The organism is Pedobacter xixiisoli (genome assembly GCF_900215335.1).
Taxonomy (GTDB): Bacteria; Bacteroidota; Bacteroidia; order Sphingobacteriales; family Sphingobacteriaceae; genus Pedobacter; species Pedobacter xixiisoli.
Window position 1 is genome coordinate 267,269 of the sequence record NZ_OCMT01000004.1, and the last position, 24,395, is coordinate 291,663.

The 24,395-nt window shown below is 36.3% G+C and carries 21 protein-coding genes; 11 read left to right on the plus strand and 10 right to left on the minus strand.

Translation table 11 applies throughout. The features are described 5' to 3' along the window. Positions 1–79 precede the first annotated feature (79 nt). Positions 80–1,336: a hypothetical protein gene (locus tag CRO54_RS17315; RefSeq protein WP_097133341.1), complete on the plus strand. Its 1,257-nt coding sequence runs from the start codon at positions 80–82 to the stop codon at positions 1,334–1,336. Between the two features lie 51 nt (positions 1,337–1,387). Here CRO54_RS17315 and CRO54_RS17320 read toward each other — a convergent pair whose 3' ends face one another. From CRO54_RS17320 to fumC, 5 genes are all read right to left on the minus strand, one after another. Next, on the minus strand, positions 1,388–2,227 hold the full coding sequence (locus CRO54_RS17320) for a DUF4249 family protein (protein ID WP_097133342.1): 840 nt from the start codon (positions 2,225–2,227) through the stop codon (positions 1,388–1,390). Between the two features lies 1 nt (position 2,228). After that, positions 2,229–4,499 (minus strand): TonB-dependent receptor, encoded by a 2,271-nt coding sequence (locus CRO54_RS17325; protein WP_097133343.1) that lies wholly within the window; start codon positions 4,497–4,499, stop codon positions 2,229–2,231. A gap of 9 nt (positions 4,500–4,508) precedes the next feature. Beyond that, entirely contained in the window at positions 4,509–5,300 is a 792-nt protein-coding gene (locus CRO54_RS17330; protein ID WP_097133344.1) for a S1/P1 nuclease, read from the minus strand. 54 nt (positions 5,301–5,354) lie between these two features. Further along, the gene (locus tag CRO54_RS17335; protein ID WP_240775163.1) at positions 5,355–5,924 is read right to left on the minus strand and encodes a fumarate hydratase; all 570 of its coding nucleotides are present in this window, start codon (positions 5,922–5,924) and stop codon (positions 5,355–5,357) included. A gap of 127 nt (positions 5,925–6,051) precedes the next feature. Further along, entirely contained in the window at positions 6,052–7,449 is a 1,398-nt protein-coding gene (gene fumC / locus CRO54_RS17340) for a class II fumarate hydratase (RefSeq protein WP_097133346.1), read from the minus strand. Positions 7,450–7,973: 524 nt separating this feature from the next. Between fumC and CRO54_RS17345 the strand changes: the two genes are divergently transcribed. The 7 genes from CRO54_RS17345 (at position 7,974) to CRO54_RS21800 (ending at position 14,357) form a co-directional block, all read left to right on the plus strand. Beyond that, on the plus strand, positions 7,974–9,572 hold the full coding sequence (locus CRO54_RS17345) for a sensor histidine kinase (protein WP_097133785.1): 1,599 nt from the start codon (positions 7,974–7,976) through the stop codon (positions 9,570–9,572). A gap of 4 nt (positions 9,573–9,576) precedes the next feature. Then, positions 9,577–10,323 carry a LytR/AlgR family response regulator transcription factor gene (locus CRO54_RS17350; RefSeq protein WP_097133347.1) on the plus strand — a complete coding sequence of 249 codons (747 nt, stop codon included), beginning with the start codon at positions 9,577–9,579 and terminating at the stop codon, positions 10,321–10,323. A 288-nt stretch (positions 10,324–10,611) separates the two neighbouring features. Then, entirely contained in the window at positions 10,612–11,847 is a 1,236-nt protein-coding gene (locus tag CRO54_RS17355; RefSeq protein ID WP_097133348.1) for a serine hydrolase domain-containing protein, read from the plus strand. Positions 11,848–11,859: 12 nt separating this feature from the next. Next, complete coding sequence (locus CRO54_RS17360) at positions 11,860–12,393, plus strand: GNAT family N-acetyltransferase (protein WP_097133349.1); 534 nt, start codon at positions 11,860–11,862, stop codon at positions 12,391–12,393. A 142-nt stretch (positions 12,394–12,535) separates the two neighbouring features. Then, positions 12,536–13,735 carry a DUF763 domain-containing protein gene (locus CRO54_RS17365; RefSeq protein WP_097133350.1) on the plus strand — a complete coding sequence of 400 codons (1,200 nt, stop codon included), beginning with the start codon at positions 12,536–12,538 and terminating at the stop codon, positions 13,733–13,735. A gap of 83 nt (positions 13,736–13,818) precedes the next feature. Continuing rightward, the gene (locus tag CRO54_RS21385; protein WP_205944032.1) at positions 13,819–14,001 is read left to right on the plus strand and encodes a hypothetical protein; all 183 of its coding nucleotides are present in this window, start codon (positions 13,819–13,821) and stop codon (positions 13,999–14,001) included. Beyond that, the gene (locus tag CRO54_RS21800) at positions 13,962–14,357 is read left to right on the plus strand and encodes a transposase (RefSeq protein WP_205944021.1); all 396 of its coding nucleotides are present in this window, start codon (positions 13,962–13,964) and stop codon (positions 14,355–14,357) included. The genes CRO54_RS21385 and CRO54_RS21800 overlap by 40 nt, the downstream gene beginning before the upstream one ends. A gap of 16 nt (positions 14,358–14,373) precedes the next feature. Here the strand turns inward: CRO54_RS21800 and recG are convergent, their stop codons facing one another. From recG to meaB, 5 genes are all read right to left on the minus strand, one after another. Further along, the gene (gene recG, locus CRO54_RS17375) at positions 14,374–16,485 is read right to left on the minus strand and encodes an ATP-dependent DNA helicase RecG (RefSeq protein WP_097133351.1); all 2,112 of its coding nucleotides are present in this window, start codon (positions 16,483–16,485) and stop codon (positions 14,374–14,376) included. 144 nt (positions 16,486–16,629) lie between these two features. Beyond that, on the minus strand, positions 16,630–17,535 hold the full coding sequence (locus CRO54_RS17380) for an EamA family transporter (RefSeq protein ID WP_097133352.1): 906 nt from the start codon (positions 17,533–17,535) through the stop codon (positions 16,630–16,632). A 2-nt stretch (positions 17,536–17,537) separates the two neighbouring features. Continuing rightward, positions 17,538–17,918: a RidA family protein gene (locus CRO54_RS17385; RefSeq protein WP_097133353.1), complete on the minus strand. Its 381-nt coding sequence runs from the start codon at positions 17,916–17,918 to the stop codon at positions 17,538–17,540. A 135-nt stretch (positions 17,919–18,053) separates the two neighbouring features. Continuing rightward, positions 18,054–19,421 (minus strand): OmpA family protein, encoded by a 1,368-nt coding sequence (locus CRO54_RS17390; RefSeq protein ID WP_097133354.1) that lies wholly within the window; start codon positions 19,419–19,421, stop codon positions 18,054–18,056. Positions 19,422–19,697: 276 nt separating this feature from the next. After that, on the minus strand, positions 19,698–20,600 hold the full coding sequence (gene meaB / locus CRO54_RS17395; protein ID WP_097133355.1) for a methylmalonyl Co-A mutase-associated GTPase MeaB: 903 nt from the start codon (positions 20,598–20,600) through the stop codon (positions 19,698–19,700). Between the two features lie 104 nt (positions 20,601–20,704). On the opposite strand from meaB, the gene CRO54_RS17400 reads away from it, so the two are divergent. From CRO54_RS17400 to CRO54_RS17410, 3 genes are read left to right on the plus strand one after another with little or no spacing between them, the layout of a single operon-like run. Beyond that, positions 20,705–22,546, plus strand: a complete 1,842-nt coding sequence (locus CRO54_RS17400) for an ABC transporter ATP-binding protein (protein ID WP_097133356.1) — start codon at positions 20,705–20,707, stop codon at positions 22,544–22,546. A gap of 3 nt (positions 22,547–22,549) precedes the next feature. Further along, positions 22,550–23,371, plus strand: a complete 822-nt coding sequence (locus CRO54_RS17405) for a hypothetical protein (protein WP_097133357.1) — start codon at positions 22,550–22,552, stop codon at positions 23,369–23,371. Next, complete coding sequence (locus CRO54_RS17410; RefSeq protein WP_097133358.1) at positions 23,368–24,258, plus strand: glycosyltransferase family 2 protein; 891 nt, start codon at positions 23,368–23,370, stop codon at positions 24,256–24,258. Before CRO54_RS17405 ends, CRO54_RS17410 begins: the two co-directional genes overlap by 4 nt. Positions 24,259–24,395 lie beyond the last annotated feature (137 nt).

The following is a 24,395-nucleotide window of genomic DNA, read 5'->3' on the forward strand; positions in this document are numbered from 1 at the left end:
ACCCGAAATTAGGTATTTTGACAATTTGTTTTAACAATAAAATTGTAAAAGGGTAACTTGCAGGAAAAACATAATTATAATGAAAAAAACAAATCTAATTGTGGCCGTTATGCTGGCAGCTTTTGCTTTTACATCATGTAAAAAAGACGAAACTGAAACAGACGAAACTTCTACAGAATTAACGTTCGCTAACCTCTCAGTTGAAGAAAACAAAAAAGCACTTGAACAAAATGGAATTGAATTCGTGAATCACATAAATTCTTTACCAGATGAAAAATTTATAAGCGCATTAGAAAGTTTCGCAAAAATTTCTGATAGGGCAACAGGCGAAATTCCTTTTGAAATTAAGGAATTGGGTATTATTGGTGATGCAGCAAAAGCAAAAAATCTTGTAAAGATATTTGATGCTTCAACTTCTTTAAACTCATCAATAAACAAATTAGGAGATTATTATGGCACTTATACCTGGAATGCCAGTAATGATTCTTGGACAAAAGTAAGTTCGAATTCTAAACTCGAAATTAAGTTTCCAAGCGTAGGTTCATCTACTAATAACGTTACGTTTACTGCGAGCTACGTAGCTTCAGGTAAAACAGCTACAATTGATGGCGAAACTTTCGAACTTCCGTCAAGCGCTACAGCTTCCTTAGTGGTAGACGGTAAAGAAGAATTGAAATTAACATCTACATACCAATATTTGTCAGATGGGTCGCCATCTTTAGTTGATCTAAAACTAGTTTTTGGTAGTTTCTCGCTAACTACAAACGTAACTAGCGACAGCAAAAAAGGCACATACACTTTTAGCTTAAATAAAGGAAATGTTATTTTATTAGAAGCTGCTGGTGGAGGTAACGGAAACGCTAATATCAGCAAAATTGAAAATGCTGAAGATGTAGATGATTTATTAGAGAATGCTAATTCAATCGTAAGTTTAATGAATATTCAATTTGTTGGTAATGTAGATGTTAAATCAATTGCTACCGAACTTGACAAAGCAAATGGATTATCTGATAAAGCTTACAGTCAAAAAGAAGCAGAGTTATATAACAAGTATGCAGAAGCTTATGCTATTTACAAAAAGGAGAAAACACTTATAGCAAAAATAGCTTACGAATCCGTTGAAGAATCTTACTCTTACCAGACTTATTATGATGACAATGGTCAATACCTTCAAATCCCAAGAACAATAACCTATTATTATTATAATCTTGAGCCTAAGTTGGTTTTTAAAGATGGTTCTAAAATTAGTTTTGAATCATTTACTGATACAGGATTTTCTCAAATTATTGATAAGCTAGAAAGTTTAGCAGACAGAATGGAAGCCAAACTTCCTTAGTTGAAAACATAACTTTTAAAAGCCAGATTCTAGAAAAGAGAATCTGGCTTTTTATTTAGGAGCGATAATTTGATAGTAATTAACGCCGTATCCACACCAAATTCCGTTGGCTCTACCCACAATGTTTCCTTTTAGTGCAAAGCTGGATCCCATAAGTGGGTTAGAAGCGTTTACAATTTCATTCTCGTAAGATTGCCAAAATTCAAAAGCTTCTTTGTTCATCGTAGCAAACTTTACTGTAACTGTATCTCTCGAAGAAAAATGCGGCGTCCATGTTAGTTGCGTGTTACTTTTTTTACCGCGATTAAGCTGTAAGTTGACGCTTCTACCATTAAAATATTTATCATCATGGTTTGAGACAAAACAGCGAATAAAATCTTCTTCTTCTTGAGACTTGGTGTATATTTTATAGTAGTTTTTCGCATTCTCATCATCATCAAAATTAATATTTAATTGTTGTTTGCTCTCGGGCATTGCCGTAAACCAAATTCGATTCAACTTAGCATCCTGAGGAATTTCTGTTTCCGAAGTGAGCGTGTATCCACCATAAACTATCTCCAAGTAATATTTTTTACCAAGTTCACCCGTTAGACTAGATCCTTTATAGTAGAAATAAGGTACTTTTTTATTATCATAATAACCCGTTAAAACTTCCGAATTCTGACCATCGCTTACGGTCACCTTAGCATGACGTATTACGTTTTTTTCAAGTTCTTCAGAATTCACTGGAGCGTAAAAAGGCATATTCAGCATAATAGTAACATAAGCTGGTTTGCCATTTTCAATATATCCATTTACAATAAATTTCTGTTCAAATTTACTTTCATCTTCCTGCTTTTTACACGATCCTAATATGATAACAATAAAAAATAAGTAACTTAAATTTTTCATCTTAAAACTTGATTTTATAAGTTAGGCTAGGAAATATGGGCAATAAAGCAAGTTGCTTTTGACTTATAATAACTGAAGTTGATAAGTTGCCCTTATAATCGTAGTAAGCGAAAATAGGGTTGGCTCTATTATAGACATTATAAACAGAAAGTAAGAGTTCGGATTTTAATGCCTTTTTATGGCTAAACATATAAGCAACAGAGAAATCTAGTCGATGATAATCGGGCATTCTAGCTGCGTTAAATAAGCCATATTCATTTACCACATTGTCTTCAATAATATAACGACCAATTGGGGCTGTGTACGTGTTTCCAGAAGCATAGGTAAATAGCAATGAAAAAGCCCACTTTTTATTTAAATGAAAACTTGACGTAATATTAATATCATGCGGACGATCGAAACGAAAAGGAAATTGTTTTCCTCTGTTAATTTCAGGAAAAATACGTGTACTTTTAGATAATGTGTACGCAAAGGTTGTTTGCAAGCGTCCTGTTCTCTTTTTTATATAAAATTCTACACCTAGAACTTTACCCTTCCCAGTTATCACATTTTCTTCGATATTCAAATTATCAATCAAGCTTCCTATACCACCATTAAATTCGATTACCCGTTGCATATTTTTATGAAAAAAATCTACGTAAGCTTCAAAATTAGTCCAATCTTTAAACAAGCCAACAGATAGTTGATAAACATATTGAGGTTTGATTTGATTGAAGCTTGGTATCCAAAAATCTGAAGGAAAACTAGATGAACTTATAGGTAGTAAATGTATTGTTTGATAGTTTTTGTTAGCAGTAACACGCAAACTCAAATCACGATTAAAATTATATTTTACCAATAATGATGGCTCTAATAACCAAAAGGAACTAAAACTGCTTTCGTTACCTCGTTTATTTTTAACACTTGAGAAGTTAAGCCGAACCCCAGGTGTAACTGTTATTTTTTCAAAGAAAATGTCATTATTTGCGAAAATAGCAAAGTCGTTAACATAAAAAGTTTTATCTGGTCCAAAGTCAAAAGCAAAATCTTGATTAATTAAAGATGGTATGTTTGGCTTGATTTGCTGGCTCGAAAATTCAACACCTAGATTGATAGTTTGTTTGGAAAGAAAGAAGGTTAAAAAGTTCGAAATTTTTAAATCTCTTATCGACGATAATACGCCAATCTGAGAGTTTTCTTGACTAATATTAAAATCGAAATTATATCCAGAATGAGCTAAAGTACTTCGAAGTACAACATTAGTGTCAATAGGGCGTGTCCATGATAGAGAAAGTGCATCGTTACTCCATTTCATTTTATTTGTAAGCACTGCGCTGGTAATATCAATATCAAAAATATCTTTGCCATGATATGCCGATAGAAAAAATTTATTTTTACCTGATCGAAATGAACTATTTAAATTTATATCGTAAAAATCATATCCTATTTGACTTCCTTTTTCAGTTTTGTTATGTATAGGCCAAAGAAATAGATTCATAAAGGAAGTCCTCCCTCCTACAGTTACCGACCAGTTATTGCTCAACGGAATGTCAATCGAAGTATCTGCTGAAATCATACCAATACTTGCGTTGCCATTAAGGCTATCAGCTATTTTTGTATTACTAGTAATGTCTATCACAGACGACAAACGCCCTCGATAGTATGACGGTAAGCCAGATTTATAAAGTTTAACATTATCTACAAAGTAACTGCTAAAAACGGAAAATATTCCCAAAAGATGAGTCGGTTGATATATTACCGCATCATTAAAAAGAACCATGTTCTGTCCTGATGAACCACCTCTTACATATAGTCCACCGTTTCCTTCACCGCCCTTGCCAATACCTGGCAGCGTTTTTAAGGCACTTAAAATATCTGAATTACCGAATAGAGATGGTATACGACTTAAATCCGCACCTTTAAATAAAAAATAGTTAGAAGAAGCTAATGTATTATTCAGCTTAGATTTTTTTGTTGCGATTTCTACCTGTAATAGCTGTTCATCTTTTGGATTAAGATATAATGTGTCGAACATTTTTTTCGACGTAAAAGAATAATTTAAGGGCAAATAGCCTATGCTACTTACTTTCAGAGTTAAATTTTTTAATAAACTAATACTGAATAGCCCAGAAGAATCAGAAAGAACAGTTTTAAATCCATCTGATACGTTAGCTTTAGTAATTGGCTTATTATCTTTTGCATCTAGTATTAACCCTTTAAAATTATGCTGTCCATAGCTAAATAATGTCGATAAAAAAAAAATGACTGAGAGCGTTACTTTTAAATGTTTCAAGCTTTGTTACTATTTATAAATCTCGTTCAAAACTTTAGCCAAACGAACACCACCTTTTAACAATTGATTGTTCAGCGTTCCAACCCAATCGAAATTATAGTTATAGCTTAGTTTGTCATCGTTTTTAATTCCTGTAGCGTAGATTTTATTGCAAACTTCGTACGATTCGAAAATACAATCTTTCAAGCTAGCTTTGTTCCACTCGGTTAATTGTTGTGGCGTAGCAAAGTTGATGGCTTTGGTATATTCTGTATAGCTCAACTGTTGGAAATCGATTAATTGCTCATCCCAAACTCTATGTAAGTTAGATTTGGTACCGAACCACATTACAGAAATTCTGTTTCCACCTAAATCTTCTTTTCTTGCAGTGTGCATTGGCTGGTGCATGTCTCCCATTAAGTGAACCAATAATCGCATGGCAAATACTTTCTTATCTGCAGGAGTTTTAGGATTTTTCAACAGCGCAATCATTTCATTGGTTTTGCTGTAGATATTAGCATCCTTAAAACCATCTAAGAAATTGCTCATTCCGTTCTTATCCAAACCTTCTGGCAAGTTAACGTAGTGCCAATTGTTCAAATACCTGTAACTCGTATCCGATTTGATGAAATCTGCCCAGTTAGCGCTCATGGCTAGGGTTTCGTTACCTAAAATTTGCTTAATGCCTTTACGGGCATTTGGCGTTAAATAGCTATCGGCAATTTCACCAACAATACGGTGGCCTAATACACCCCAAGCATTAGCAGCAATTGGCGCATAAATAAAGGCAAATGCAAGGATTAATCTTTTTAAATTTTTCATGACTTGTATGTTTTTATCTTTCTGACTTGCCGACTTTTTTTGTCTTTCAGACTTTTAAAGCGCCTTTTGTACGCAAGTTATTTTTTCTTTTAATTTAAGTTTCACCTCCGTTTGGTCGCCCAAGTTTTCCAAATCCAACTGCTCCGCATTCCAAGACTTCACCTTAAAGCTACTGATATACCGCCCATTACGATAACAGCCCGAAACTTTCTGCTTGTAATTCGGTTTGGTAAAATCGCCAACTAATATTAAGGTATCGTTACGCAGCTGATAAGTTCCTTTCGCATATTCTTTCCAAACGCCATTATTGAAACACTCTTCTTCGTAATAGTTCACTTTAGAATGCGTGTTAAAATCGACGTAGAACGAATCGCAGGTAAACTTAAAATGATGTTGGGTATAGTTTTGTAACTGCGCTTTATTAGGTATGCTGTCTTGGTTCCAAACACCTTGTAAAAAGGTTTCGCCTTTGCCTTGTACGTCGGGGAGACGAGAGCAAGCGCTTGCAAAGATTAAGGCTAAAAACAGAATTAATATGTAGCGACCAAACATAAACTGCCTAAAAGTGATTGACTTTTTGATAATAAACCCGATTGTAGTGAAAATACTTTTTGTTCCTATCATCGCTTGTTAGTTCGCTTACGCTTCGACAGGCTCAGCATGACAAACGTTAATGGGCAGAGCAACAAAAAGATGGTAACGAAAAGCGGGACTGACGACCATAGCAGCTTTCAGCCCTGCTTTTCAAAACTTATTTCAAGCTACCCACCATTTCTTCTGGCTTCACCCAAGCAGTAAATTGCTCGTCGGTTAGCAAACCAGTTTCTATCGCAGCTTCTCTTAATGTTTTATTTTCTTTATGTGCTTTCTTCGCAATTTTAGCAGCATTTTCGTAGCCAATGTGCGGGTTCAAAGCAGTCACCAACATCAATGAGTTTTCCATGTGTTGTTGAATTACCGGACGATTAGGCTCAATACCTTCAGCACATTTATCGTTGAAAGAAACACAAGCATCACCAATTAAACGACCGCTTTGCAATACGTTAGCTGCAATTACTGGCTTAAAAACGTTCAACTCGAAATGACCGTTGCTCGCACCAATGCTCACCGCCACATCGTTACCCATTACCTGCGCACAAACCATGGTTAAAGCTTCTGGTTGTGTTGGGTTTACTTTACCTGGCATAATAGAAGAGCCTGGCTCATTGTCTGGGATGATGATTTCGCCAATACCACAACGAGGACCAGAACTTAACATACGGATATCGTTCGCGATTTTCATCAATGAAACTGAAACTCTTTTATAAGCACCAGAAAGTTCTACCATCGCATCGTGAGCAGCCAAAGCTTCAAATTTATTAGGAGCAGTTACAAATGGCAAGCCTGTTAAATCAGCGATTTTTTGAGCTACCAACACATCGTAACCTGCAGGTGTATTTAAACCAGTACCTACAGCAGTACCGCCCAGAGCTAATTCTTTAATCATCTCTAGAGCATTGTTGATGGCTCTCAAACCATTGTCTATTTGCTGTACGTAACCAGAAAATTCTTGTTTCAGAGTCAATGGTGTCGCGTCCATAAAATGGGTACGACCAGTTTTTACGATATCGCCCCAGCTTTCAGCTTTGCTAGCTAAAGTGTTTCTTAATTTTTGTAAACCTGGGATAGTAACCTCAACCGCTTGTTTGTAAGCTGCAATGTGCATAGCTGTCGGATAGGTGTCGTTTGATGACTGCGATTTATTTACATCATCATTAGGGTGCAACGATTTTTTGTCGTCTAACAAATTACCACCACCAATAACGTGACCACGGTTAGCAATTACCTCGTTACCATTCATGTTACTTTGCGTACCCGAACCAGTTTGCCAAATCACCAATGGAAATTGATCATCTAACTGACCAGCAATTACCTCGTCACAAGCTTTGGCAATTAAATCTGTTTTATCTTTAGAAAGTACACCTAATTCGTTATTCGCCAATGCAGCAGCTTTTTTTAGGTAGCCAAAAGCATGGATAATTTCCTTAGGCATCGATGCCTCTGGTCCAATTTTGAAATTGTTTCTAGAGCGTTCAGTTTGTGCTCCCCAATATTTGTCGGCAGGTACTTGTACCTCACCCATGGTATCGTGTTCTATTCTAAAACTCATGGTAATTGAAAATTATTTTTGCCCAAATTTAACCTTTTTGCCTCGTAAAGGAAATATATTTAGAAACGTTACACAAATAGTAGAAAAACATTGGAGCAGTTCTTCGGAAAGTGCAGTCCCGCTTTTGGCTAGTTTTTTGTGAAACGATGCGCACTAAACCTCGTAGGTTTTGAAAACCTACGAGGTTTCAATGCAAATGCAACAAAAAAGCTTTCCACCGTAATCGGGTTTAATTAACTCAAACTTGTGCCGCAATGATAGAACCCTCTCTGCCTTCTCAGGCATCTCTCCCTGATAGGGAGAGAATAGCGAATAGCATACCTGTCTTAACGTTCTTGTAATTTCTTCAATTTTCTTTGCGATTCTAACGCGACGGTCAATAAGGTTTCGAAGAACGCAAAGACTTGACATTCCAAATCCTGTTCAAAACAATATCGTTACTATTTCAAACCCCGCCTTTCCTGCTTTATGGTTTTAGTTTTGTTATTATTGCTACAGTTTTGATGAAAATTAATCCTGACATTATGAAAAAGACAATCTTTACATTCCTCAGCTTCATCATTTCGCTTTCTATAGTAAGCGCACAAAAAGGTATCGACTTTAGTAAAAAATACTCGGCAGGTGGTAAACTTTTAATGTCTGTTGATAGTGGGGCAAAAAATGTTTATTACGCCAACGTATTTCCTAATCAACCTAACACTTCATTTAGCTATTTACCCGATGTAAACAACCTTAGTATCCAGATTAATTTTAGAAAGAATATTAATATACCGAGTTTTAGGTACACTATTCTAGAAGACGACAAACCTATTGTAGTAAATCAGTCTATCGACAGTACCAAGTTAGAAGATACAGATGCTGGTGGAGACGAAGAAATATTCAGTTCAACATTTTTGGGGACTTTCGCTGTTAAAGGAAAAGTGATTACCGTATTAGTGTATAGCATAGAAAAACCTCAAGATATTGAAAAATCTGTTTTCTACGGGAACCCCATTCCGAAAGCAGAAATCCTAGCTTTTTCAAAACGAACTGCAACAGAGGAAGGTGTAGATTACAGTTGGGTAAAACATCCAAAAGGAAAAACAAAATTAACTTTCTCTGAAAAAGATGACCAAATCACCATTGTAAAAGATAAATCAGCCATAGATTATCTCTACTACACCTCTATTATAGATAAGCGAAACGACAAAGTAATTTTTGAATCTACCGCTTGGCAATATGGTGGTATAGTTGACAAACACGAGTTCCTTCCCTTTATTGATATCGATAGAAGCATTTTCAAGAAATCGGGAACGTATGAAATTATTATCCAGCCATTAATCAAGTGGAAAACCTCATCAAAGGAAATACAAAAATACATCACCCGACATACGCTTTCTATTACCTTAAAAGAAGAAAACTATACAAAAAAAGATCTCTTAGTTTATGGGTTAATTATTTGTGCTGTTTTTGGAGCTATTGCTGGCGCTATCCTAACTTATGTAAAAAAGAAAGAAGTTAAAAAGCTTATGCAGCAATTTAAGGAAAAGGAAATTGCAAAACTCCAATTGAACTCTGTTCGCTCCCAATTAAATCCTCATTTCCTATTTAATGCATTATCAGGCATTCAAAACTTGATGAACAAAAACGAGATTGACAATGCCAATAAGTACCTATCGAAGTTTGCAAGATTAACCCGTAACGTTCTTGATGATAAAGAATTGATTTCGTTAGCTCAAGAAGGAAAATTGCTAGATGATTACCTACAAATGGAGCAATTACGATTTGGGTTCAAATACAAAATCAATCAAGCAGAAGACTTAGATTTAGAGAATATCGAGATCCCAAGCATGTTGCTACAGCCATTTGTAGAAAATGCGGTGAAGCATGGCATATCGCAAAAAGCTAACGATGGAGAAATTATCATCGTATTTAATAAAAAAGCAAATGATTTGGTATTAACTGTTAGTGATAATGGGAATGGCTTTGATCCTATGAAAAAATACAACGGTCTAGGCTTACAGCTAAGCGACAACAGAATAGCCTTATTAAATAGTATTTATAAAGAAAATCGTTTTATTTTAGAAAAGCAATCAAGTAGTGAGGGCACTACAATCAACTTAACCCTAACCGATTGGCTATAGATAGATGAAGGCAATTTTAATAGACGACGAAATTTCCAACTTAGAAAACCTACGGACTTTGTTAGAAAAACACTGTCCGCAGGTTAATATTGTGGCAGCAGCGCAAAATGTAAATGATGCAGTAAATGCTATTGAAATATACTTGCCCGACTTAGTTTTTTTAGATATTCAAATGGGTAAGCAAACAGGTTTCGATGTGCTAAAGGCATTACCTCATCGTAATTTCGAAGTGATTTTTGTTACCGCTTACGACCAATATGGCATCCAAGCAGTTAAATTTGCCGCACTAGATTACCTCTTAAAGCCGGTAGACATCGATGAATTAAAAACAGCCGTTAACAAAGCCAGTCAGAAATTAGCAGCGCAAACGCAAACATCACAACTTGATTTTTTGTTGCAGCAGCTTAAACGACCCGAAGCTACTACAAGCAAAATTGCGCTACCCATGCAGAGCGAAATCAGATATATCGCCTTATCAGAAATTATTCGCTGCGAAGCTGATAACACCTACACTTTTTTCTACCTAACAGACAACGAAAAGATTTTAGTTTCTAAATCTTTAAAAGAGTACGCTGATTTATTAAAGCCCAATGGTTTTCTAAGAACGCACCAAAGCCATTTGGTAAATCCAGCCTTTGTTAAAAGCTGGCTTAAAGAAGATGGAGGTGTTTTACTTTTAGCTTCCGGAGATAAAATCCCTATTTCGAAGCCAAACAGGGAAATAGTCAAACAGGCTTTGCAACAGCTATAGGCAATTTGAGAGGTTGGCGTCTTGTCGATTATAGGAAGCACAAACTTTTCCATTTCAAACCCGATTGCAGTGAAACCCTTTTGAGCAGAGGAAAAACCTGCAAGGTTTACGGCATGGGAAACAAAAAGGTTGTAACGAAAAGCGGGACTATCCACTAAGATGTGTACCATTATTGCTTTTCAAAAAAGAACATTTTACTTGTATCAAAACAATGTTTAAAACTCTTTTACCGTTATCTTTTCAAGATTACGTAATTTTCCAGCTTTTATAACCACGTTGCACACATCAATGAGATTAAATATACTACTAACCGCTATAACCTTATCCATATTTACACTAAATGCTTGTACCAGTAAAGAAGAAAAGGAAAAAAAAGTTGCCGAAGACAAGAAAGTTAGAAAAGCTGAAGACGATAAAGCAGATAGCCTGTTATTAGTTTACGATAAAAACAAAGAAGACAAATGGATTGCTGATTTCATCAATAATTTGCACAAAAAATACAATTTTAACGGCAACGTTTTGGTTGCCAAAAAAGGTAAAATCTTGTACCAAGGTGCTAAAGGCTGGGCAGATTACCTACATCGCGATAGCTTAAAAATAAACTCCGAATTTGAACTGGCATCTATTACCAAAACTTTTACCGGTACCGCAATTATGCAGTTGGTAGAAGCTGGAAAATTAAATTTAGACGATAACGTTAAAAAGTTCTTCCCTAACTTTCCTTACGATAGTATTACCGTTAGACTTTTATTGCCACACCGCAGCGGCATGATGAACTACGTTTACTTTATCGATGACATTTGGCGCAAGGAAAAACGCCCTATGAAAAAGGGGGTGACCAATCAGGAAGTGATGCAGGTAATTGCTGATAAGAAGCCTAACCCCTACACTAAACCAGATAAAGTTTTTCATTACAACAACTCTAACTATATGGTGTTGGGAGCTATTATAGAAAAGGTTACTGGCATGCGCTACTCGCAGTACATGATGGAGCATATTTTTAAACCAGCAGGAATGAAAAACACTCACGTTTACTCTAAAGCAGAATACGAAAAAATACCTGTGGATGTAGTTGGTCACGATCGTAACAGCTTTAGATATTCGGTAGTACAAAATTTCTTAGACGGACCTGTTGGCGATAAAGGGATTTACAGTACCATCCATGATTTGGTACTATTTGACAAATACTTACGTAACGAAAGATTACTTAAAAACTCAAGCTTAGATTCAGCTTATGTGGGTAGGAACAAAGCGATTAAAGGTCATTTCAATTATGGCTACGGCTGGCGCTTGTTCGAAGAGAAAGGCAAAGCCAAAGTAGTTTACCATACTGGCTGGTGGCATGGTTTCCGCCATATCTACGTTCGCGATTTAGATAAGGACATCATCGTTATTTTCTTAGGCAACGTAACTAATGGAAGTTTGATGCAATTGGACGAATTGTACAAACATCTGAAAATGCCAATCATTCGTAAAGGCGCATACACTGGTGCTGGTGCTGCTCCTGGCACAGATGAGGATTAATTTCTAAAACTAATGAGTTCCACGACAACCATAAAAACAGATAGACTTCTTCTGCGAAAGATCATACCAGAAGACATACAAAATATCTACAAGGGCTTGTCGCATCCAGATGTAATCAAATACTACGGGATCAGCTTTACTTCGTTAGAAGCTACAGAGGAGCAAATGACTTGGTACAGGGAATTGGAAGAAAGCGAGACTGGCATTTGGTGGGCTATTTGCTCGCTAGACGGTCAGACTTTTTATGGTGCTAGTGGTTTCAACAACCTTAGCAAAGTGCACAAGAAAGCCGAGATAGGATTTTGGCTACTTCCTGAATTTTGGGGCAAAGGTTTGATGCAAGAAGCTTTTCCTTTAATTTGCAATTATGGATTCGAAACACTAGGCTTAAATAGAATTGAAGGGTTCGTTGACAACGATAACCTAAATTGTAAAAAAGCAATCGAGAAACTTAACTTCAAACATGAAGGCACTATGAGAGATTGTGAAATAAAAGATGGTAACTTCCTAAGCGTTGATATTTATTCGAAGTTAAAAAGCGATTAGTAAGCACAACCTTTACCCTAAAATTTAGACTTACGAAGTTTTCGAAACTTCGTAAGTCTTTATCAAATGCTTCGCTTACTCTGCGAAAACTTCCAAAATCTTTGCGGAATATCTTATTTATTTTTGCTAAATTTGTTAGCAAATGAAAAGAGCAGGAGTTGCCGATTTACCTTTACATTACGGAGCTGTTCCGCCTTGGTTGGCAGAGCGAATGGCTAAATTGGGTTTGGCAATTACCGAGCAAATTTTAGCCAACAAAGGTAAAGACGATTTCTTGAGTAGAATGAGTAGCCCTTTTTGGTTTCAAAGTTTGGGTGCTGTCATGGGCATGGATTGGCATTCATCGGGCATCACCACTTCGGTAATGGGTGCTTTAAAAAAAGCGATCAATCCTAATGCTGCAACTTTTGGTTTATACGTTTGTGGCGGCAAAGGAAAAAGTTCTCGAGAAACACCAACTGAGCTAAGGAGATTTGCATTGAATAATGGTTTAGATAGCGATAAGTTGGTGAGGAGCAGCAAGCTTTCTGCCAAGGTAGACAACACGGCTATTCAAGATGGTTTTCAGCTTTACCAACATAACTTTATCGTCAGTACTGAAGGCAATTGGACGGTGGTGCAACAAGGCATGAGCGATGAAAGCTCTACCGCTCGTCGTTACCACTGGCATTCGGCAAACATACAATCTTTCACAGATGCGCCACATACTTTCATTTACGGACAGAACCAAGGTAAGATCTTAAACCTCACCGATAAAAAGGCACAGCCAATTAAAACCTCAATGCTGGAGATGATGGCGGAACCTCCGAAGAAAATGCTAGCTGAAATCAGCAAATTGGTGATGCCCAAACATCACGATGTGCAAGCAAAAGATGTAGATTTAAAACGCTTGGGCTCCATATTATGGTTAGCTCAAAACAATAACATTTCTAATTTCGACGAATTACTGCTTTTAGAAGGTTTGGGGCCACGAACGTTACAATCTTTAGCACTAGCGAGCGAAGTAATTTATGGCACGCCCTCACGCTTTAAAGACCCCGCTAGGTTTTCTTTCGCCAATGGCGGAAAAGATGGACATCCATTTCCCGTTCCGGTGGATGTTTATGATGAAACCATCAAAACCTTAAACGACGCCATTAAGAAATCGAAGATTGGAAATACCGATAAAGCACAGGCTATCCAATCGCTTTCGCAGATTGCTGCCAGAGTAGAACAAGATTTTATTCCAAATGGAAATTTCGATGAATTGATTGCAAAAGAAAGAGCAGATTCTTGGAAATACGGCGGCAGAACTGTTTTTGGAAAAGCAAAGAAGCCGAGCAACCAATTGAGTTTGTTTTAAGCCGCTTCTCATCATTGCGAGTCAGACTTACGAAGTTTTAAAAACTTCGTAAGTCTATTATTTTTCCTAAATTCAACCTACCTATGAAAAAAGAAGAAGGAAAATGTTATCACATATATAATCGTGGAAATAACAAAGAAAATATCTTTTTTGAAGAAGAAAACTATCTCTTTTTTCTGGATAGACTTAAAATCTATTTGATTCCACATATCGATGTTTTTGCATATTGTTTAATGCCTACCATTTTCATCTATTTATTAGAGTAAACGATCTGTATAATTTTGAAAAGGGAATTAAGAACTTTTTAATCTCTTATGCGAAGGCTATCAACAAAAAGTACAAAAGAGTTGGAAGCCTGTTTCAGGGTCGATACAAAATTTCTGAAATTAATTCTGATGCTTACTTCACAAGAATTATAACTTACATTCATCAAAATCCAAAAAAAGCTAGTTTAGTTCTAAATTTGGAGGATTACAGATTCTCCTCATATTCAGCATATCTACATTCAAACCAACCGTCTTTATTAAGAAGAACAGAAGTCATAAATTGGTTTGGAGGACTAGAGTTATTTATCGCAACGCATGAAACTATCGAGACTTACGAAGTTTTGAAAACTTCGTAAGTCTAAATCAAACCGATTAAGAAATCTTATCAAAGCTAATCCCAACAATCTTCTTTGAAAGAAAACTCTTCAACAAACTATTTTCAGGATTTTCTACATTCGGGTCTTTATCCAATAGCTCAATCACCGTATTCCTTGCTTCCTGCAGAATCACTTGATCTTTAGCTAAATCCGCTACTTTCAACTCTATCGTTCCACTTTGCATCGTACCGGTAATATCTCCTGGACCACGTAGTTCTAAATCTATTTCCGAAATTTCGAAGCCGTTATTAGTGCGTACCATGGTTTCCAAACGCTTTTTAGAGGTAGGATTCAGCTTATCCTTAGACATCAGAATACAAAAAGACTGCTCGGCACCACGACCAACCCGCCCACGCAACTGGTGTAGCTGAGAAAGACCAAATCGCTCTGCATTTTCTATTACCATCACCGAAGCATTGGGCACATTTACGCCAACTTCAATCACCGTAGTAGCCACCATAATCTGCGTTTTACCATCAATAAAGCGTTGCATTTCATAAGCCTTATCCGCATTGCTCAATTTACCATGCACTATACTAATTTGGTATTGAGGCCGAGGAAATTGATAGCTCAACTGTTCAATACCTGCTTCCAAATGCAGTAAATCCAATTTTTCACTCTCCTTAATTAAAGGATAAACGATATACACTTGTCGGCCTTTGGCAATCTCCTCCTTCATCATTCCAAACATCCGCATGCGTCTACCTTCCACAAAGTGAAGCGTCTCAATGGGCTTTCTTCCAGCAGGTAATTCATCAATGATGGAAACATCTAAATCTCCATACAAAGTCATGGCTAAAGTTCTTGGAATTGGCGTAGCAGTCATTACCAAAATATGTGGCGGAACAACGTTCTTTCTCCAGAGTTTAGCTCGCTGCTCTACCCCAAACCGATGTTGTTCGTCAATCACTACCAAACCTAAATTCTTGAACTTTACTTTATCTTCAATGAGCGCATGCGTACCCACTAAAATATCAATCTCGCCGCTTTCTAATTGCTGATGCAAAATAGTTCGTTGTTTCTTCGTCGAGCTTCCTGTTAAGATACCCACGTTGACCAACTCGCCTTTCAACATTCCAACCAACGACTCGTAATGCTGACGAGCTAAGATTTCCGTTGGCGCCATCATACAAGCCTGACAACCATTATCGTTAGCCAATAGCATGCTCATTAATGCAACCACTGTTTTTCCGCTACCCACGTCACCTTGCACCAAACGATTCATTTGTGCACCGCGTTGCGTATCAATTCTAATCTCCTTGATTACCCGCTTTTGCGCATTAGTTAAATCGAAAGGAATAATTTCATTATAAAATTTGTTTACCCGTTCGCCGACATTACTAAAAACAGCGCCCTTAAATTTTAAACTTCTAAGGTGCTTATTGTGCAACAACTGCAGCTGAATAAAGAAAAGTTCCTCAAACTTTAGTCTGCGTTCCGCCTGCTGTAGCGCTCTCGTATTTGCCGGAAAATGTATGTTAATCAACGCTTCTTTCTTACCTATCAGCTTATATTTTTCCAAAACGTATTTCGGCAGCGTTTCTCTAACTTCATTAACATGAAGCTCTAAAATTTGATAAATAAGCTTTTGGATTCCCTTACTATCCAAGAAACTCTTTTTAAGTTTTTCGGTAGAATTATAGATGGGTTGTAAAGTAAGATTTCCTGTTACACCGCCAGAAGTTTGGCGAGGGTAAGTTTCCAAATCAGGATGAGAAATGCTGAAGCTACCGTTAAAGAAATTAGGTTTACCAAAGGCGATGTAAGTATTTCCTCGGTAGATATTGTCTTCTACCCATTTTAAACTTTGAAACCAAACCAACTCCATCGTTCCTGTTTCGTCTCCAAACCTCGCTACAATTCTTCGTTTGTGCTTCTCTCCAATCATCTCCTTGGTCATGATTTTACCAATCACCTGCACCAAAGGCATATCCGGATTTAGTTCGTTAATCTTGTAAAAACGAGTTCTATCAATATATCTAAAAGGATAATGATGTAAGAGTTGCTCGTAGGTAAAAACACCCAGCTCCTTTTGCAGCAGCTCGGCACGCTTAGGCCCAACGCCCTTTAAATAAACAAGAGGTGTTTCTAAATTGGAAGCAAACAAAACGTACTATTTTCTTTTAAAAGTAAGCATATCTTTCATCAGTATGTAATTTCTTTTAATGGTAATGAAGCTATCATGGTCATATTATTCATGAACTTTTACTGTTTTTATCGGTATTCATGAGCTCGCAAGCTCGGTTCATTCCTATTTACGACGGTATGCCCATGATGGTTTAATCATGTTCCAATTAAATAGAAAAACAGCAAATAGCAATAACAAATAAGCCATTAACTGATGCGGATCTATTTTCTCATTGAAATAAAGAATAGCTACCGTAAAAGCAATAATTGGATTGATATAAATAATAATGCCCAAAGTGGAGGAAGGAATTCCCACCAAAGCAAATAAGCTTAAGAACAACGGAATAACGGTGAACAGCACCGCAATTAAAGTTACATTCAACCAAAAGCCAGTTTCCAGCGGTAAACCTGTATGTTGGTAAATGAAGAAAGGAAGCATTAAAATCACAGCAATACTAATCTGTACAGCCAATACATTCAATTTGTCTAAGTGCTGCATCTTACGCTGGATGATCAGATAAAAAGCATAAAGCGCTGCAATCACTACCGACCATGTCACTTCTACCAGCGAACCTGAGGCCAACATTAAAATACTAGAAGTAGCTAATATCAAGGCAATAATTTGAATCCGGTAGAGATGTTCCTTTAAAATCACAAAACCACCAAAAGCAGTAATTAACGGGCAAACCATATAGGCAAAAGCGCCCGACTTGATACTGACGTTATTGATCGCATAAATAAAAGTATACCAATTGAGTACCAATAGTACCGTAGCTCCAATAATTTGTGCTAAAACAATTCGCTTTTCACGGATTCCAATTTGCCTGAAATAGCTAATATCTTTTTTCAGTTCTTTCCTTCTGAACAAGAATATCGCCAGCCAAATGACTACCAAAGATGTAAAAATGCGATAATATAAAATCTGCTCTGAAGGGTAAGCCTTGAGGTTTCTCAGCGGAATAGCAAAGAAACCCCAAATAATGGCAGATAAGACCCCTGAAAATAAATACTTCGATTTATTGGTTGCCAAAACTATCCTTTATATGCAGTTATAGAAATTTCTACATTCACCCCTTTAGGTAAACCTTTTACAGCAACTGTTTCTCTAGCAGGAAAGTCGCTCTTGAAGTATGAACCATAAATTTCGTTTACTTGCGCAAATAAGGACATATCAGATAAGAAGATCGTGGTTTTGATGATATGCTCGAATTCATATTCCGATTCCACTAAAACTGCTTTGATATTGCGCATCACCTGATGAGTTTCCTCTTCTAACGTATCATTATTTAATTCGCTGTTTTCTGGATTGATGGCAATTTGACCAGATGCAAATAAGAAGCCGTTGGCAACAATTGCTTGGCTATATGGTCCAATTGGCTCAGGAGCATTAGAGGTATAGATAACTTTTTTCATAATTTAATTATAAGACTGGTTATGTTATGGATGTATAAAACAAAAGTGAATACTAGATTATGCTTACAAATTTAGGCATAAAAAAAGGTCCCGACGTTAAGTCGGGACCTTTTATATCGTTTACTTTAAGAAAGATTAGTTTCTTGTAGTTTCAACACGACGATTTTGGATACGACCTTCTTCAGTATCGTTAGAAGCAATTGGTTTGCTTTCGCCAAAACCTTTCACAGCAACACTGCTAGCGCTAACGCCAGAGTTTACTAAGTAAGTTTTAACAGAGTTTGCTCTGTCTTTAGATAACTTCATGTTGTATGCAGCAGTACCTTCGCTAGAAGCGTGACCATTAACTGTCACTTTACCACCGTTTTCACGCAATACTGAAGATAATTTATCTAAAGTTGGATAAGATTCTGTTTTTAACACTGAGCTATTGAATTCAAAACCGATAGTTTCGAAACCAGTTTTATCAGAAGTTACAGCAGTAGCAGCTGGCTCTGGGAATTTGATTGTACGACCTGAACCATCAACTACAGCACCTGGAGCTGAATTAGGTTCTTTGTCAAACATATCAGCAACACCGTCACCATCGCTATCTTTTTTCAAATCATCAACTGATTTTTCAACGTTAGCAACACGGTTTTTCAAAGCTTCAACTTCTTGACGTAATGAAGGGTCTTTCAACTCATCATACATTACAGCAACTGGGTTAGTCCACTCTAAGCTAGGCTTAGATTTAGATCCTAATGAGAATTCTAAACCAGCATAACCGTAAGAGAACTTATCGTTGTTTGATTTAGCATAAGTACCGTCAAAGTTATCAGCATCAACAAAGTTAACTGTATAACCTAAGTTAAAGTTAACACGGTCAGATACTTTAAATTTGATACCAGCACCAACAGGAATGTAAACAGCTTTTACATAATCTTTATCGCCAGTTCCACCAACTGAATTTTTTCCGCTAACATCACTACCAGCTTTACCTTTCCAATCAGTTACAACACCGCTTCCGTTAGTAACTTTTGGAGCGTAAGCTGATAAACCAGCACCTGCAGTAACGAAGAATGATACTGAGTTCTCACGACGTAAGAAATCGATAGTACCAACGTTAACAACACCACGTAAATCTACTGCGTATTGTAAAGCAGTTTCAAATTCTCTATCAGTAGTACCTGCACCTCTGATTGCGAAATCGTTAGATCCTGATACTTTACCACGAACACCATTCAATTCTAAACCGAATGAAGGAGCTAATTGTTTACGGATATTTAAACCGTAACCCAAGTTTACATCCCAGCTGTTGTAGTCGTTAGAACCGATAACTGTTAATGGAGCTAAAACACCCGCATGAACACCTATTGACCAAGTTCTGTACTGTGATCTACCACCAAATACCTTGGCAGAAGAACTGGTTGCAGGAGCATCCTGTGCGCTAGCTAGAGAAGAAACTCCAACTAATGCTACTAAAGAAGCTGCAACGCCCTTTTTAAAAGTAGAATAATTCATAATTTTCTTTTTAAGGTTAAACAAATATTTTATTGTATAATTTTTTGCAAAACAAAATTAAACAAATTTTTATAATCTCAAAACCCTTTCACAAACTCCGTTCCAAACAAAACAGATGCCCCCTTTTATTCTTAAAACCTATAGTTTTATCCTGATAATCAACACCATGAACAATAAAAAGATTATATACAACTTAAGGCCTTTAACAAGTACACAATGTGTCTTATAGCAAACAGGCTGCACATTGAGTCCTAAATTATATACAACTACTAGAAGTTACACATATTTTTCTAAAAATTGATAAAGATTAAAGGAACCTTCTTCTAGTGACATTTTTACATGCAATAAAATTTCTTCCTTATTAACATTTCTCATTCTTTTATGTTGAATGAGCTTATAGGCCTGCTCGGCTAAAAGGTGTTCTTTTTTAATCAAAGATGTTTCTCCTTGTTCCAAAATCCAATTACATATCGGTATAACACCTATGTTTTTATCTGCCACTGTTTTAAAAACGGGCAACTCTTGATGTTGGTCTCTTATCATCTTTTGAAGACTATTGACAAACACATCAGCACCCTCTCTATCCGATTTATTGACCACAAAAGCCTGTGCAACTTCCATCAATCCAGATTTGATATGCTGAATTTCATCTCCAGCCTCGGGCACCAGCACCAATATTGTTTTATCTGCCAAGCCAGCAATCTCTACCTCCGACTGCCCAACACCAACTGTTTCTACAATAATTAGATCAAAATTACTGGCCCTTAAAACATCCACCATTTCAATGGTTTTTGCAGAAATACCGCCTAATGAGCCCCTTGTAGCGACAGATCGAATATAAACATTCGGATTATTGAAATGCTTCGACATCCTGATCCTGTCTCCCAACAAAGAACCATAATTAAAAGGCGACGTTGGATCTACAGCAAGAATGGCAACTTTCTTCTCAGCTTTTGTGCACTCTGCAACTATAGCATTTACCAAAGTACTTTTACCTGCTCCCGGTGGACCCGTCACTCCAACCACAGGAACCTTCCTATTGATATTCAGCTTTTTCAACAAGTCTCCCGCAGGGTGAATATCGTTCTCAACTAGGGTCAAAGCTCTGGCCAAAGCAATAAAATCACCACATTCTACGTGTTCCCTTAACCAATCAATGTCAATCCGTCTGGAAATCATAATCACAAAGAAACACAATTAATCAACTACATGCCAAAAGGAAAAACTTAATATATAACATAAGATTTTTAAAATCTGTAACTTTGCTCTCTTTATATACTTCAATGAAAATATATTTCAGGTTATTATCCTTCGCTAAGCCAATTGAAAAGTTTGCTATCCCTTATATTATAGCAACAATGCTATCAATTTTATTTGGCACGCTAAACCTAGCTCTACTGTCTCCTCTCTTTGAAACGCTACTTAAAACAAATAATACAGAAACAACCACTAATGTGATGACTAAGGTAAGTAAAGAAACATCTAGTTTCGACATCTTAGGCAAGTTTAGACAACTGGTAAATGAATCTATCAACAATGTTGGGGCTGAAAAAACACTCGCCTATGTCTGTGTTATAATTGTTTGTTCAGTCTTGTTTTCAAATTTATTTAAATATTTCTCTCAAAGAACAATGGAAGACTTAAGGGTACATACATTATTGAACCTTAGAAAATCAGTATTTAATAATGTGATGAACCTTCATGTTGGGTATTTTAACAATGAAAGAAAAGGCGATATCATTTCTAAGGTTGCTTCAGATGTTCAGGTTGTACAATTCACAGTTACCAATACTTTACAGGTTGTTTTCAAAGAGCCCGTAACCTTGATAGTTTACATTATTATGCTATTAACTATTTCTGCCAAATTAACCTTATTCTCCCTTTTGGTCATTCCTATATCCGCTTTTATAATCAGTAAAATTGTAAAGCGTTTAAAACAACAGGCCAAGGAGGCCCATGAATCTTTTGCTAAAATGATTGGATTTTTAGACGAAGCTTTGGGCGGAATTAAAATTATAAAAGCCTTCAACTCTTCGGAACGAATAAAAGAAAAGTTTAATCAAGAAAACATCTTCTATTCGAACTTAAATCGAAAAATGGTGAGGAGACAGCAACTAGGGTCGCCTGTATCAGAATTTCTTGGTGTATTGATGGTCGCCGTTATTGTATGGTATGGTGGCAAATTAATTCTTCATAACGATCGAAGTGCGCTATCACCTTCAGATTTTATCGCATATATTGCTATATTTTCTCAAGTAATGAGGCCGGCAAAAGCATTAACAGATTCGTTTAGTGGAATTCATTCTGGTATTGCAGCAGGAGAAAGAGTATTAGGCTTGATAGACACTAAACCTGAATTAACGAACAAACCTGAGGCAAAAATATTAGTTAAATTTAATACTTATTTAAGTCTTGAAAAGGTGAATTTTTTCTACGGGGAGAAACAAATTTTAAAGGATATCGATATAAAAATAGAAAAAGGAAAAACAGTAGCTCTTGTTGGTCCTTCTGGTGGCGGAAAGAGTACACTGATGGATTTAATACCTCGCTTTCATGACCCCAAAAATGGCAAGTTAACTATAGACGGAAATGATTATGCCGACTTAACTGTAGAAAGTATTAGAGCGCAAATGGGAATTGTTAATCAGGAATCTTTTCTGTTTAACGATTCTATCTTCAACAACATAGCCTTTGGCAAACCTAATGCAAGCTTTGAAGAAGTAATTACGGCAGCAAAGATTGCCAATGCACACGATTTTATTTCGAATACAGAAAATGGCTACGATACCAATGTCGGTGACCGAGGCAACAAGCTTTCCGGTGGACAGCGACAAAGAGTTTGTATAGCTAGAGCGGTATTAGCAAATCCCCCAATCATGCTATTAGACGAAGCCACTTCAGCATTGGATACTGAATCGGAAAAATTGGTACAAGAAGCCTTAAATAACCTCATGCAGAACCGTACTTCGATAGTGATTGCCCATCGTTTAAGCACGATACAACACGCCGATGAAATTGTAGTAATTGATAAAGGACAAGTTGTTGAGCAGGGAAATCATACTGAACTTTTAGCGAAAAAAGGTCTTTACCATCGTTTAATTGAAATGCAAACCTTTAACGACTAACCCATGATTTCAAATTCCAAAAGCATTCAAAAAAACGATTTTCCTTACGATTTCTCTATCTGTACCTTGGTAACAAGAACACAAGAATACGAAGAAATGCTACAATCGTTTGTTGAAAAAGGTTTTGACGTCAGTACTTGTGAATATTTGCATATAGACAATAGTGAACGCTGTGCTTTTGATGCATATAAAGGCCTAAATGAATTTTTACAGCAAGCGAAAGGAAAGTATATCATTATCTGCCACCAAGACATTATCTTACATGATCATGATAGAGTACATTTAGAAGCAAAAATCAAAGAAATAGAAATGCTAGATTCTAATTGGGCAATTTTAGCAAATGCAGGAGGGATTAATTTCAAATGGATAGCGACTAACCTAACGCAAGGATCAGGCAGAACAATTAAAGAAAAAAGGCTTCCTTTATTAACGAAGACAATAGATGAGAATTTTATGGTTGTTAAGAATAGTGCAAATTTAGCGCTTTCAAATCGTCTTTCGGGATTTCATATGTATGGAACAGACATTTGCTTAATTGCTGATATTCTTGGATATAAATCATACGTTATCGATTTTAATCTTACCCATAAAAGCGACGGGAATGCCGATGCCAGCTTTTATAAATGTAGGGAAGACTTAATGAGAAATTATAATCACGCCTTTAGAGGCAGATTTATAGCAACTACTATCACCAGATTTTACATCTCTGGAAATTGGCTTGCTTATTTGTCATACAACTTACAACCTGTTAAATTTTTTGTAAGACAGTTTTATAAATTTTTCTATCATAAAAAGAGATATCTATTAAAACACCCTAAAGGATGATTGTTAAAAAACAGCCCCTGATTTCAGTTGCGCTATGTACTTATAATGGAGAATTATATATAGAAGAGCAATTAACAAGCATTTTAAATCAAACTTATACAAATATTGAAATTATAGTTGTTGACGACGGGTCTACAGATAATACGGTCGGCATTATTGAGCAAATAGGGAAGAAATATCCTCAAATCAAAGTTTATAAAAATGAGTTCAATTTAGGCTATAACAAAAACTTTGAAACAGCTTTTAAAGCTTGTAATGGAGATTACATTGCCATAAGCGACCAAGATGATATATGGATCACAGAAAAACTAGAAATACTCCTCAACCAAATCTCTAACAATTGGTTAGTTTTTTCTAATTCTCAACTCATAAATGAAAAAGGCGAATTGCTTGGAAAGCAACTTTTAGACAAAAATTTTAGTATAGAAACCAGAGACTTTCGGAGTTGCTTATTTTATAATTCGGTTACAGGACATACCTCAATGTTTTCTAAAAATTTTCTAAAATACCTAATCCCAATTCCTGAACAAGGTTATTACGATTGGTACATGGGCTTTATTGCGATGTACCATACCAAAATAACATACGTTAGCCAATGCTTAACACTACATCGTATACATCAAGCCTCGGCTACTTTTAAAACTCAAGATAAAAAAACCAAAAAGGCGTTACTAAGAACAGAAACTGCAACCAATTTAACAAACTTACAAACCTATAGTGGTTTATTGCCAGCCGACAGAAAATTGATAAGTAGAATAGCTAATTCCTACTGGAAAAAAAACAGTTTGTTTCTGATCAAATTAATATTCGATGATTACGAGAAATTTTTTCCAGATTTAAAGCCAAGATCTGGTCTCAGCAGGCTGAACTTTGCTATAAAAGTTTAAATATATTGGTGTTACGTTAATTAAAAATTCTGCTATGCACCATATTATATTGGCTTTACTATCTATAACCTCTGGTAGATTAAGCCTTTTGTTCGTTTTATTATTTAAAGCCTTGATTTTTAACGTTCAGTCTACTT

Bases quoted from the DNA above. Each gene is read 5' to 3' on its own strand.
- CRO54_RS17315 (WP_097133341.1), top strand. From the start codon at position 80: ATGAAAAAAACAAATCTAATTGTGGCCGTTATGCTGGCAGCTTTTGCT.
- CRO54_RS17400 (WP_097133356.1), top strand. From the start codon at position 20,705: ATGAAAATATATTTCAGGTTATTATCCTTCGCTAAGCCAATTGAAAAG.
- CRO54_RS17410 (WP_097133358.1), top strand. From the start codon at position 23,368: ATGATTGTTAAAAAACAGCCCCTGATTTCAGTTGCGCTATGTACTTAT.
- CRO54_RS17355 (WP_097133348.1), top strand. From the start codon at position 10,612: ATGAGATTAAATATACTACTAACCGCTATAACCTTATCCATATTTACA.
- CRO54_RS17350 (WP_097133347.1), top strand. From the start codon at position 9,577: ATGAAGGCAATTTTAATAGACGACGAAATTTCCAACTTAGAAAACCTA.
- CRO54_RS17390 (WP_097133354.1), bottom strand. From the start codon at position 19,421: ATGAATTATTCTACTTTTAAAAAGGGCGTTGCAGCTTCTTTAGTAGCA.
- CRO54_RS17345 (WP_097133785.1), top strand. From the start codon at position 7,974: ATGAAAAAGACAATCTTTACATTCCTCAGCTTCATCATTTCGCTTTCT.
- CRO54_RS21385 (WP_205944032.1), top strand. From the start codon at position 13,819: ATGAAAAAAGAAGAAGGAAAATGTTATCACATATATAATCGTGGAAAT.
- CRO54_RS17320 (WP_097133342.1), bottom strand. From the start codon at position 2,227: ATGAAAAATTTAAGTTACTTATTTTTTATTGTTATCATATTAGGATCG.
- CRO54_RS17330 (WP_097133344.1), bottom strand. From the start codon at position 5,300: ATGAAAAATTTAAAAAGATTAATCCTTGCATTTGCCTTTATTTATGCG.
- fumC (WP_097133346.1), bottom strand. From the start codon at position 7,449: ATGAGTTTTAGAATAGAACACGATACCATGGGTGAGGTACAAGTACCT.
- CRO54_RS17360 (WP_097133349.1), top strand. From the start codon at position 11,860: ATGAGTTCCACGACAACCATAAAAACAGATAGACTTCTTCTGCGAAAG.
- CRO54_RS17365 (WP_097133350.1), top strand. From the start codon at position 12,536: ATGAAAAGAGCAGGAGTTGCCGATTTACCTTTACATTACGGAGCTGTT.
- CRO54_RS17405 (WP_097133357.1), top strand. From the start codon at position 22,550: ATGATTTCAAATTCCAAAAGCATTCAAAAAAACGATTTTCCTTACGAT.
- CRO54_RS17385 (WP_097133353.1), bottom strand. From the start codon at position 17,918: ATGAAAAAAGTTATCTATACCTCTAATGCTCCTGAGCCAATTGGACCA.
- CRO54_RS17335 (WP_240775163.1), bottom strand. From the start codon at position 5,924: ATGATAGGAACAAAAAGTATTTTCACTACAATCGGGTTTATTATCAAA.
- meaB (WP_097133355.1), bottom strand. From the start codon at position 20,600: ATGATTTCCAGACGGATTGACATTGATTGGTTAAGGGAACACGTAGAA.